Annotated in this window: 9 protein-coding genes and 1 pseudogene; 4 read left to right on the top strand and 6 right to left on the bottom strand. The window is 68.9% G+C overall.

The window, feature by feature from the left end:
• Window positions 1–1676: MMPL/RND family transporter (locus BKN37_RS23060; protein ID WP_131823677.1), on the bottom strand; the 1676-nt coding region annotated here is incomplete at its 3' end.
• A gap of 124 nt (window positions 1677–1800) precedes the next feature.
• On the opposite strand from BKN37_RS23060, the gene BKN37_RS23055 reads away from it, so the two are divergent.
• Window positions 1801–2457, top strand: coding sequence for a TetR/AcrR family transcriptional regulator (locus BKN37_RS23055; RefSeq protein ID WP_071029265.1), 657 nt, complete (start codon window positions 1801–1803; stop codon window positions 2455–2457).
• 14 nt (window positions 2458–2471) lie between these two features.
• Here the strand turns inward: BKN37_RS23055 and BKN37_RS23050 are convergent, their stop codons facing one another.
• Complete coding sequence (locus BKN37_RS23050) at window positions 2472–3317, bottom strand: alpha/beta fold hydrolase (RefSeq protein WP_071029264.1); 846 nt, start codon at window positions 3315–3317, stop codon at window positions 2472–2474.
• Between the two features lie 45 nt (window positions 3318–3362).
• On the bottom strand, window positions 3363–4634 hold the full coding sequence (locus BKN37_RS23045) for a cytochrome P450 (RefSeq protein ID WP_071029263.1): 1272 nt from the start codon (window positions 4632–4634) through the stop codon (window positions 3363–3365).
• A 321-nt stretch (window positions 4635–4955) separates the two neighbouring features.
• Between BKN37_RS23045 and BKN37_RS23040 the strand changes: the two genes are divergently transcribed.
• Window positions 4956–6431 carry an aldehyde dehydrogenase family protein gene (locus BKN37_RS23040; RefSeq protein ID WP_071029262.1) on the top strand — a complete coding sequence of 492 codons (1476 nt, stop codon included), beginning with the start codon at window positions 4956–4958 and terminating at the stop codon, window positions 6429–6431.
• A gap of 86 nt (window positions 6432–6517) precedes the next feature.
• On the opposite strand, the gene BKN37_RS23035 is transcribed toward BKN37_RS23040, so the two are convergent.
• The 3 genes from BKN37_RS23035 to BKN37_RS23025 form a co-directional block, all read right to left on the bottom strand.
• Window positions 6518–8200 (bottom strand): acyl-CoA synthetase, encoded by a 1683-nt coding sequence (locus BKN37_RS23035; RefSeq protein ID WP_423212830.1) that lies wholly within the window; start codon window positions 8198–8200, stop codon window positions 6518–6520.
• Between the two features lie 62 nt (window positions 8201–8262).
• Window positions 8263–8877, bottom strand: a complete 615-nt coding sequence (locus tag BKN37_RS23030; RefSeq protein ID WP_071029261.1) for an isochorismatase family protein — start codon at window positions 8875–8877, stop codon at window positions 8263–8265.
• Entirely contained in the window at window positions 8874–9890 is a 1017-nt protein-coding gene (locus BKN37_RS23025; protein WP_071029260.1) for a Rieske 2Fe-2S domain-containing protein, read from the bottom strand. The genes BKN37_RS23030 and BKN37_RS23025 overlap by 4 nt, the downstream gene beginning before the upstream one ends.
• A gap of 78 nt (window positions 9891–9968) precedes the next feature.
• Between BKN37_RS23025 and BKN37_RS23020 the strand changes: the two genes are divergently transcribed.
• Window positions 9969–10424 carry a nuclear transport factor 2 family protein gene (locus BKN37_RS23020; RefSeq protein ID WP_071029259.1) on the top strand — a complete coding sequence of 152 codons (456 nt, stop codon included), beginning with the start codon at window positions 9969–9971 and terminating at the stop codon, window positions 10422–10424.
• Window positions 10424–10847 (top strand): annotated as a pseudogene (locus BKN37_RS23015) (alpha/beta hydrolase); the annotation flags it as partial. The gene BKN37_RS23020 and the pseudogene BKN37_RS23015, both read left to right, overlap by 1 nt.

Genomic DNA, 10847 nt, shown 5'->3' with positions numbered 1-10847 from the left:
CGCATCTCGTGGATGGTGCCCTGCAACTCGTGCATTTCACCGACCATGTCGTGGGTGATGCCGGACAGCTCGGTCATCAACGCATACATGTGCTTCATGGTCTGGACGGTCTTGCCCATTTCCTCGGCCTGGATCTTCATGTCGGCCATGCGGTCCTTCATCAGCTTCATGTTCTGCAGCTGGCCCACGCCCTGCATGCTGATCTGAAATGGGATCGAGGTGTGTTCGATCGGGGTGCCCTGCGGTCGGGTGATCGCCTGCACCCGGGCGATGCCCTTCACCCGGAAGACCGCCTTGGCCACCTTGTCGATGACCAGGAAGTCCGCCGGGTTGCGCATGTCGTGGTCGGCCTGGATGAGCAGCAGCTCCGGGTTCATCCGGGATTGATTGAAGTGCCGATCGGCGGCCGCAAACCCTTGGTTGGCCGGAATGTCTTGCGGGATGTATTTGCGGTCGTCGTAGCTGGTCCGGTAGCCCGGCAGGGCCGCCAGCCCGACGATCGCGATGGCCATCGACGCGGCCAGGACGGGCCCCGGCCACCGGACGATCGTGGTGCCGATCCGCCGCCAGGCCCGAATCCGCATCGCACGCTTGGGTTCGACGAGCCCGAACCGGCTGCCGACGGCGACGACGGCGGGCCCCAGCGTCAGCGCGACCGCCACCGCGACCAGCATCCCCACCGCACAGGGCACGCCCAGCGATTGGAAGTAGGGCATCCGGGTGAAGCTCAGGCAGTAGGTCGCGCCGGCGATGGTCAGGCCCGAACCCAGGATCACGTGGGCGGTCCCGTGGAACATGGTGTAGTACGCGGATTCTCGGTCTTCGCCGGCCTGGCGTGCCTCTTGATAGCGGCCGAAAAGGAAGATGGCGTAGTCGGTTCCGGCCGCGATCGCCAGCGAGGTCAGCAGGTTGGTCGCGAACGTGGAGAGCCCGACGATGTGGTGGTGGCCGAGCAGCGCGACGACGCCACGCGCCGCCGCCAACTGGACGCCCACCATCGCCAACAGCAGCAGCACCGTGGCGAGCGAACGGTAGAACACCAGCAGCATGATGGTGATCACCGCGAAGGTGACCAGGGTGATCTTCACCATGCTGCTGTCCCCGGCATGCTGCATATCGGACTGCAGCGCCCCCGAGCCGGTGACATAGACCTTGAGGCCGGCCGGTGGTGGCGTCTCGGCGACGACGTGGCGGACCGCGTCGATCGATTGGGTCGCCAGCGTCTCGCCCATATTGCCGGCGAGATTCACCTGAACGTAGGCGGCCTTACCGTCTTTGCTTTGCGCCCCCGACTCGGTGAGCGGATCGCCCCAGAAATCCTGCACGTGCTGGACGTGACGGGTGTCGGCGCGCAAGCTCTGCATCAGCCCGTCGTAGTAATCGTGTGCCTGCGACCCGAGTGGGCGGTCGCCCTCCAACACGATCATCGCGACGTTGTCGGAGTCGGACTCGCCGAATACCCGGCCCATGGTCTTCATCGCCTGCATCGACGGGGCGCTGGCGGGGCTCAACGAGACCGCGTTTTGCTGCCCCACCTCTTCCAACTGGGGCGCGGCGGTGTTCACGACGAACGCGATCGCCAACCACCCCAGGACGATGGGAACCGCGAGTCGCCGGATCCACCGCCCCAGCAATGAACCGCGCGGGTGCCCGTGGGGGGAGTGCGCGCCGGTCATTCGGTCTCCTTCGCCGGGAGGTCGGCATTACCGACGGTGTTTAACGCACTCCTTGTGCGTAACGGGACGCTACCGTTGGCCGCTTTCCGGCGCAACGCACACGTTGTGCGTTATCCTGGGCGTCGTGGAGCAGGTGCAGTTCAAACGTGCCCGCACCGAGGAGCACAAGCGTCAGCGCGCGGCGACCTTGATGGAGGCGGCGCGTTCGCTCGCGCTGGCAACCGGGGCGGCGTCGGTGACCCTCACCGCGGTGGCTGAGCGCGCTGGCGTGCACCATTCCGCGGTGCGCAGGTACTTCAGCTCACACCAAGACATCTTGTTGCATTTAGCAGCGGAAAGCTGGACGCGATGGTCGGACACGGTGTGCGCGGAACTGCGGGCGCCGGGTCCGATGTCGCCGGCTCGGCTCGCCGCGACATTAGCCAACGCCTTGGTCGGCGAACCCCTCTTCTGCGATTTGCTGGCCTGTCTTCCCGTGCGCTTGGAGCGGGAGGTGAACGTCGAGCAAGTTGTTGAGTTCAAGCGGGTTTGTTACCCGGCGGTGATGTCGCTCACCGACGCCGTCGAGCGTGCCTTACCGGCGCTCGGACGCCAAGGAGCGGTCGACATGGTGAGCGCCGCCACCGCGCTGGCCGGTGCACTGTGGCAAGCCGCCCACCCATCCGAAGCGGTGGCGCACGCGCTCGACGCGGAGCCGGTCGCTCCACCGGAATGGAACGTCGACTTCGAGCCCACGCTGACCCGATTGCTCACGGCGACCTGTGTGGGGCTGGTCGCCTAGGGATTGCGGCCCAGTCAGGCGGGATGGGCGGCGAACCACTCGAGCAACAGGTCGGCAACGGTGTCCGGCCGCTCGTCCATCAGCCAATGCGACACGCCGGCCAGGGTTTCGAACCGATACTCGGCGCTGACAAAACGGCCGCAGCCGCGGGCGCCCGCGGCGGCCAGGGCGGGGTCGTGATCGCTCCACAGGTACATCGTCGGGACGGTGATCCTTTGGCGCACATCGCGGATATCCGAAAAGGGCAGCGCGCGATACCAGTTCAGGGCGGCGGTGAGCGCGCCGGGCTCGGTCATGGCCCGCGCGTCACGCTCGGCGGCGTCACGGGTCTGGCCGCCGGCCTGCAAAACCCGGGACAGCCGAGCGGCCCGACCGCCCGCGCCGAGGAAAAGCCGCTCGGGCAGCCAGGGCAGCTGGAAGAACAGCATGTACCAGGACGCCAGACCCTGCCGGCTGGTCACCAGCGCCCGGGTGAACGCGCCGGGGTGCGGCACCGACAGCGGTGTCACCGTCGCCAGACGCTTGGGGTGCCGTGCCGCCACGCCCCAGGCCACCGCGGCGCCCCAGTCGTGGCCGACCAGGTGCACCCGCGCCGCGCCGGCGGCGTCGATCAGCGCGGCGGCGTCCTCGACGAGTTCGGCCAGCCGGTAATCGCGGCGGCGGGTCGGGCGAGCGCCCGGCGAGTAGCCGCGTTGATCGGGCGCCAGGCAGCGGTAGCCGCGCTCGGTCAGCCGCGGGATGACGGCGTCCCAACAGGTATGGTGCTGCGGGAAGCCGTGCAACAACACCACCACCGGACCGTCGGCCGGCCCGGCCTCGCGAACATCGAAGACCAGATCACCGCGACGGTAGCGATCCATGTACGCAGCCCCTTCCGGCGCCCGACTCAGCGGGTCCCGTCGATGCTACGCAAGGCTGACCGGCATCCGTTTGATGCCATGCACGAAGGTGCTGTGCACATATTCCGGCTCGCCCAGCGTCACCTCGGGCACCCGGGTCACCAACTCGTAGAACAGGTGCCGCAGCTCCATCCGGGCCAGCTGATTGCCCAGGCAGAAGTGCGCTCCGCCGCCGCCGTAGCCGTGGTGCGGGTTGGGTGCGCGGCTGATGTCGAAGTCGTGCGGCCGGTCGAACACCGCCTCGTCGCGGTTGGCCGAACAATAGAACAGCGCCACCTTCTCCCCGGCCTTGATCGGCGTCCCGGCCACCTCGGTGTCGACCAGCGCGTGCCGCGCGAACGCGATGACCGGCGTCGACCAGCGCACGAATTCCTCCACCGCCGCGTCGATCCGGTTGTCGAAGTCGGCGGCCAGCCAGACGCGCTGCTCGGGGCGGTCGATGAGCGCCTTGAAGGCATGCGAGGTGGCCTGTTTGGTGGTGTCGTTGCCGGCCGAACCGAGCAGCACCATGAACGCGCCGATCTCCTCGTCGCTGAGCCGATGCCCGTCGACCTCCGCGTTGACGATCTCGGTCATCAGGTCCTCGTGCGGCTCCGCGCGGCGCAGTTTGGCCAACTCGACGCCGGCGCCGGTCAGCACGCCGAGTTGCGTCATGAGGTGGACGGCGCGGTCCTCCAGCGCGGCGTACTCGTCGTCGCTGCCGGCGAAGAGGCTCTCGGCGGCGTAGGCGACCGCTTCCTGGTCGGCGGGATCGATCCCGATCATGTCCGAGATGGTGCGCATCGGCAGTTTGCCCGAACAGCTTGCCACGAAGTCGATCTGGTCACCGGAGGCGAGGTCCGCCAGCAACCCGTCGACCACCTCGCGGGCATTGGCGCGGATCTGGTTCTCGATGCGCCGAATCTGGCGGGGCGTGAAGGCGGCGCTGATCAGCCGCCGGTAGCGGGTGTGCTCGGGGGCATCCATGGTCAGAAAGAAGCTGATGCCGCGTTGAATCTCGGCCGGCATCGGGTCGACGCTGACTCCGAGGCTGGAGCCGAACAACTCGGTGTGCTGGCTGATGTATTTGACGTCGGCGTGCCGGGTCGCCGCCCAGTAGCCGGTCTCCTCATGCGGGAAGATGCCCGGAATCGGACGATGCCAGCTCAGCCCGGTCTCGGCGCGTAACGCCGCGAACGTGTCGTCCCGAGTGCGAAAGTCGTTGTCCCAGAACTCGGGCGCCGAGATGTCGCGCTGGTGGTAGGGGTGCGGTGAGACGGGTGGGCTGTCTACGGTCATGGCGTCTTTCTCGGTCGGCGAATCAGGGCTGAACCGGTGGTCCGGCGGTGAGCGCGGTGATGTAGCCACCGTCGACGTGGATGTCCTGGCCGGCGCCCACGACCACGATCCTGCGCTGCTGCGCCATGTGCCCGACCCTCCTGGCCCGCGATGCCGAATGTGCGACGGTAAGGATGACTGTAATCAATTCCGGGTGGCCGGACAATCACCGCCGGCCGAGAAATTGACAGTGCTACCGTTGGCCTTACCGGAGGGTTCCGCGGTCTGGGTGAGCGGCCGCCGAATCCGGCCCGCGGAACCCGTCGTGAAGGTGATACGGACATGAGCGCAACCGAGGAACGGATCGATCGGCAGGCCGCGCTGCGCGCCCAGCTGCAGCGACAGCGGCAAGCGTTCCTTCACGAGGGCCCGCCCAGCGCGGCGACCCGGCGCCGCCGCATCGACCGGCTGCTGGCCCTGGTGCTGGACAACACCGACGCCTTCACCGAAGCGATGGCCGAAGACTTCGGCACCCGGTCCAAGGCGGCGTCGCTGTTCACCGAGGTGGTCGGCATCATCCCGGTGATCGAACACACCAGAGCCCATGTGGCGCAGTGGATGCGGTCGACGGCGCTGATGCGGGCGGCGCGGCTGGCCGGCCTGCGCGCCGAGGTGCAGCCCACCCCGGTGGGGGTGGTCGGCATCATCGGCCCGTGGAACTTCCCGCTGAACCTGGTGGTGCTGCCGGCTGCGGCGGCGTTCGCGGCGGGCAATCGGGTGATGATCAAGATGTCCGAGATCACCGGGCATACCGCGCGGCTGATGAGCGACCTGGCGCCGCGCTATTTCGACGCCGACGAACTGGCGGTCGTCACCGGCGGACCCGAGGTGGCGGCGACGTTCGCGGCGCTGCCGTTCGACCACCTGTTCTTCACCGGCTCACCGTCGGTGGGCGCGCTGGTGGGCGGCGCCGCCGCGGCCAACCTGGTTCCGGTGACGCTGGAGCTCGGCGGGAAGAATCCGGTGGTCGTCGCCCCCGACGCCGACCTGCGCCGGGCGGCCGCGCGCATCGCGGCCGCCCGGATGGTCAACGGGGGACAGGTCTGCGTGTGTCCCGACTACGTGCTGGTGCCCCACGACCGCATCGACACCTTCGTCGAGGTGGCCCGGGAGACGCTGCGCGGCATGTTTCCCACCATCGCCACCAACGGCGACTACTGCTCGAGTGTGAACGCGGCGAATTTCGACCGGGTGCTGGGCCTGATCGACGACGCCCGGTCCCACGGCGCCACCGTCGAAACCGTCGCTCCGGCAGGAGAACTGTTGCCCGATCGGCGGGCCCGCAAGATCGCGCCCACCATCGTCCGCGACGTCGACGAGCGGATGCGAATCGCCGAGGAAGAGATCTTCGGCCCGGTGCTGGTGGTGCAGGGCTACACCGACCTGACCGCGGCCATCGACTACATCAACGCCCGCCCGGCGCCGCTGGTGGCGTACTGGTACGGACCCGACAACGAGGATTTCCGCGGCTTCATCCGCCGCACCCGCAGCGGCGGGGTGGCGCGCAATGACTTCGCCGCCCAGATGATTCCGTCGGCGGCCCCGTTCGGTGGCGTCGGCCGCAGCGGCATGGGCGCCTACCACGGCAAGGCCGGCTTCGACGCGTTCAGCCACTACCGCACCGTGGTGGGCTCCGACCTGCCGTTCAGCCTGACCGGCACGGCCGCGCCGCCGTTTCGCCGCCCGATGCGGCTCTACGCCGACGCCACGCTGCGCCGGGCCCGCAACCGCACCCGGCGTCGGCTGCGCGGGGGCTAGACGGGTGTGGCGCCGAACGTGTACTCAGACCGAAAAATCGGCCCGAAACTCGCGCTCAGTACACGCTCGGCGCATAACGCATGCGGCTAGCCCTCGATGGCCTGCTCGCGGGCCCAGCGGTAGTCGGCCTTGCCGGCCGGGCTGCGCACGATGACCTCCCGGAACACCACCGCCTTGGGCAGCTTGTAGCGGGCGATGGACGTCGCGGCGTGCTCGATGAGCGCGGCGGCGTCCGCGGCGGCACCGTCGGCCAACGCCACCACCGCGACCACCTCCTGACCCCAACGCTCGCTGGGCCGGCCGGCGACCACCACGTCGACCACGGCCGGATGCGACGCGATCGCCATCTCGACCTCCTCGGCGAAGATCTTTTCCCCGCCGGAGTTGATCGTCACCGAGTCGCGGCCCAGCAGCTCGACGGTGCCGTCGGGCAGGTGCCGGGCCCGGTCGCCGGGCACCGCGTGCCGCACCCCCTCGATCACCGGGAAGGTGGCCGCGGTCTTGGCGGCATCCCCCTTGTAGCCCAGCGGCACATAGCCCCGCTGCGCCAGCCAGCCCAGCCCCTCGTGCGCCGGCGGCAGGATCGAGCCGAGATCCTCGGCCACCACACAGGTATCCGGTCCGGCGGCGAACTTTCCGGTGGACACCGCCCCGGAAGTGGACAGGTGATGCATCTGCGCGCCGGTCTCCGAGGAGCCGACGCCGTCGACGATCATCGCGTTGGGCAACGCCTCGATCAGCTGCTGTTTGACCGACGGGGTCAGCAGCGCGCCGCCGTTGGCCACCACCGCCAGCGACGACACGTCGGCGGTCCCGTTGTTGATCGCGGCCACCAACGGGCGGGCCATCGCGTCGCCGACCACCGTCACCACCATCACCTTTTCGCGTTCGATCGCGCGCACCACGTCGTCGGCGTCGAAATGGTCGACGATCGACGGGAACACCAGCGTCTGGCCGGAATTGATCGCGGTCATCACCGCCCACTGCGCGGCGCCGTGGATCAGCGGCGGCAGGATCATCAGCTTGGTGCCCGGGTTCTCCTGCACCCCGGCCACGATCTGGGCGATCGAGCCGACTGGCTCCCCGGTCATCAGGTTGCGGCCGCCGAACGACGTCATGAAGATGTCGTGCTGACGCCACAGCACCCCCTTGGGCATCCCGGTGGTGCCGCCGGTGTATAGCACGTACAGGTCGTCGGGGCACGGGGTCACCGGCGGCGGCTGCGGGGCGGTGGCTTCGATGATGCTCTCGTAGTCCACCGCGCCGTCGAGCAGGGCGTTGCCGGAGTCGTCGGCGATCTGGATCAGCACCTTGAGCTGCGGAAGCTCGGGCAGCACCTCGGCCAGCGTCGGTGCGAACACCGCGTGGTACACCAGCGCCGTCGCGCCGGAATCGGCCAGCAGGTAGGCCAACTCGTTTTTGACGTAGCGGTAGTTGACGTTGAACGGGGCCACCCGGGCCCGGAAGGTGGCCAGCAGCGTCTCGACGAACTCGTTGCCGTTGTAGGCGTAGATGCCGAGCAGGTCCTGGCCGGTCTCGTGGCCGGCCAGCGCCGACCGCTCGGTGTGGCACCCCAACCCCTGGGCGTGCAGGTAGGCGGCCAGCCGGTTGGCCCGGTCGACGATCTGCGCGTAGGTGTAGCGGCGGTCGCCCTGGATGACCAGCTCACGGTCGGGAATCGAGGCCGCGATGGCGTCGACGACGGCCGGCACGGTGAATTGCGCGGTGTCCGTGTGCGCTTCAGCGGCCTCGACGGTGTCCGACATCATGCCTCCAGATCAGATCGGGTCCGGTGTCGTGCAAACCGTACCGCCCACGGTTGTGCGCTCGGTCACCGCCGCCATGCGTGCAGCAGATCGGCGGTGGTGGTGACCGTGGCCAGCAGCGCCAGGGTGTGCTCGATGACGGCCCGGCCGTACGCGGCGGGCACGCCGGCCACCGCGTCGCGGGGCAGCACCACCCGGTAGGCCGCATTGACCGCGTCCATCACCAGGTTGGGGATGGCCACGTTCAGGGATACCCCGACCGGGACGACGGTCGTCACGCCCAGGTTGCGCAGGATCGGGTCCAGGTCGGTGCCGCCCATCGGGCCCACCCCGTGCCAGCGGTGCAGCACCACATCATCGGGCTGCGGACCGAATTCGGGCAGCAGGGCCGCGCCGGGGCTGCCCGGGGCGATCGCCACAGCGCGGCGCCCGGCGGCGAACAGCCGCGCGTTGTGGTTGGCGCCTCGGCCGTCGGGGCGGCGCTGCACCAGGCAGTGCACGATCTGCACCCCGGCGGCGCGGGCCGCCGGCAGCAGCCGAGCGATGTTGGGCAGGGCTTCGCGGCGGGCCTCCGCGGCGAGGACTTGCAGGCCCGCGTCGGGGCCGACGACCGCGCCTTGCAGTTCCTGGGTGACGACGGCGGTGTGTCCGGGCGCCACCAGCTCCGCTAGCGGCGTCATACCGAGGCGGCGGTCTGGTCGACCGGCGGGACGTCGTAAAACTGGGTCGCCCACTTCCGCAGCGCCATATAGCCTTTCGCGTCGGTTTTGGACAGCGGCGGGCGTTCCACGTACTTCTGGTAGCGCCAGATCTGCAGATCGTCGAAGACGGTGGACAGGAACTGCTTTTCGATCAGGTCGCGCAGCCTGCCGGACGGCACGTCGGCGGTGTCGCCGGGGGTGCGGGGCCACCAGATGGAGTAGAACAAATCCGAGCACTCGTCGTCGACCGGCGTGCAGGTGAAGATCAGCCGGTGGTTTTGGGCGCCCTCGAAGACGCTGATCGCCCCGCCCAGGCCGAACAAGTGACTGTGGAATTTCAACGCGAGATCGTGCGCGTTGTCGCTGGTCGCATCCGGCCAACCGGCGACGAACTGCCATTCGTGGTCCACGATCTGCCAGTCCAGCACCCGGGGTGTCACCGTGGCGTGGTGCACGTACTCGAAATGAGCGCTGTCGGGGGCGTTTTCGGCCACGATCTGCGGATGCACCGGTTCGCGTTCGGCGCGCCGGGAAAACTCCGGGTACGCCCGGTAGTAGGCCGCGGGATCGGTCTCGAACTGCGGGAACTTGCGAAAGATGTCCGGCATCTCCCACTGCGGTTCGTTGCCGTCGGGGTGGTGCCACAGGAAGACGCAGTCGTACTGCTCGACCACCGGGTAGACGCGCAGCCGCAGCGCCCGGTTGGGCCGGTCCGGCTGATAGGGGATGTATTTGTTGCAGCCGTCGGGCCCCCACCGCCAGCCGTGAAACGGGCACTGCACGCAGTCGCCGACCACCTTGCCGCCGTGGCCGATGTGGGCGCCCAGGTGTTTGCAGTGCGCCTCCAGCACGTGCAGGTGCCCGGACTCGTCGCGGTAGGCCACCAGATCCTCGCCGAAATAGCGCAACGGCCGCACCTCGCCGACCGGGAACTCCGGTGACCAGCCGATCATGAACCAGCCGGTGACCTTCCAGGTAAACGGAACCTTCATCGCGTCGTCCTCCTGCCGCCGGGATACGGAATAGCTTACAGTAGCTATTACGAGTGTTATCCGAGTGGGAGGACGAACGTGGCGGAGTCCGACATAGAAGCGATCCGGCAACTCAAGGCCCGCTACTGCCGGTTCCTGGACACCAAGGACATCGACGCGTGGCGGGCGCTGTTCAGCCCGGATGTGGTGGTCAAACTCGACATGGCCGTCTCCGCCGGCGGGGCCGACGGCCAGACCGCGCCCCCCTTGCAGGGCCTGGAGGCGTTTGTGCCCGTCGTGCTGGGCGGTATCGGCGAGGCGGCCACCATGCACCACTGCCACACCCCGGAGATCGCGCTGACCTCGGCCAGCACCGCGACCGGCATCTGGGCGATGGAGGACCGGCTGATCTTCGCGGACGGTCGCGAGTTGCACGGCGCCGGGCATTACCACGAGAGCTACGAAAAGCGCGACGGCACCTGGCGGATCACCGCGTTGCACCTGACCCGGACGATCCTGCGGCTGATCGAACCACCGTCTCCCCAACCGCGGTGATGAACTCCAGGGCAGGAGCGCCGCAACGCCTCCCGCAGATCGTCCGTGGGCTGGGCGGGGTGCTGCCCCGCTCCGTCGACGCGCTGCGGCAATCGGGCGACTGGCACGCCGCCTCACCGCGCGGCGTGCGCCAACTGGGCGAGGCCATGCTCGACGAACTCACCCTGACCGGCATGACGCTGCTGGCGCCCGCGCCGACGCTGCAGCGTCCGCTGAGCGCCTGCGCGCCGGCGGCCGAGGAACTGGCCGGGCTGGGCATCGACCGCGCGCACGCCGACCCGGAGCCGTTGCGGGTGAAGGCCATTCGTCGGCGCCGGATCGGGACGCTGGCCTATGAGCGGGTCAGTTTCGAGCACGATCCGCGGCTGCCGGACACGCTGGCGGCCGCGCGCCTGGGCGGGCCCGCGACCGCGGAGGTCCACC

The organism is Mycobacterium talmoniae, from assembly GCF_001854525.1.
GTDB lineage: Bacteria > Actinomycetota > Actinomycetes > Mycobacteriales > Mycobacteriaceae > Mycobacterium > Mycobacterium talmoniae.
The sequence above is the reverse complement of the archived record's forward strand: the minus strand, read 5'-3'. Positions and strand labels throughout refer to the sequence as shown.